The following is a 695-nucleotide window of genomic DNA, read 5'->3' on the forward strand; positions in this document are numbered from 1 at the left end:
CCGCTCGCCGATGCCCCGCGCATCCACCGCCACCGTGCTGATCGCCGGCACCGCGCAGCGCGACACCTCGAAATCCCCGAACCCGCCGATGGCGATCCGCTCCGGCACGCCGATCCCCCGCCGCTGGCATTCGGCGATCGCGCCGAAGGCGATCAGGTCGCTGGCGCACACCACCGCGTCGGTCTCCGGCCAGCGTTCCAGCAGCAGCGCCATGCCCTCCGCCCCGTGCCGCATCGACAGCGGCGGCTGGCCGTGGCGGAACAGCAGCGGCGGCCCGAGCCCGGCGGCCGCCAGCGCCTCCTCATACCCCCGGCCGCGATCCTCGCCGCGCGGGTCCCGCCTTGAGGCGCCGCCGAGAAAGGCGATCCGCCGCCGCCCGATCGCGGCGAGATGCGCCGTCATCAGAGCCCCCGCCGCGCGGTTGGAAAACCCGACCACCCCCCCGATGGGGGATGAAGGCAGGTCCCAGGTCTCCACCACCGGCAGCGCCGAGCGGCCGAGCAGCGCGGCCACCCGCCGGCTGTGCACCCCGCCGGTGAGCACGATCCCCTCCGGCCGGTGCCGCATCAGCGTATGCAGCAGCTCCTCCTCGCGCGCATTGCTGTAGAGCGTGGTCCCCAGCAGCAGGTCGAGCCCCGCCTGGCGCAGCGCCGCCTCCAGCCCGGCGATCGTCTCGGCGAAATTCGAATTGTCCA

The 695-nt window shown here is 74.2% G+C and carries 1 protein-coding gene; it reads right to left on the bottom strand.

All coding sequences use genetic code 11. From position 1 onward, the window contains the following. On the bottom strand, positions 1–695 hold a 695-nt coding region (locus APM_RS12265), incomplete at both ends, for a substrate-binding domain-containing protein (protein WP_039888525.1).

The organism is Acidiphilium sp. PM, from assembly GCF_000219295.1.
GTDB lineage: Bacteria > Pseudomonadota > Alphaproteobacteria > Acetobacterales > Acetobacteraceae > Acidiphilium > Acidiphilium multivorum.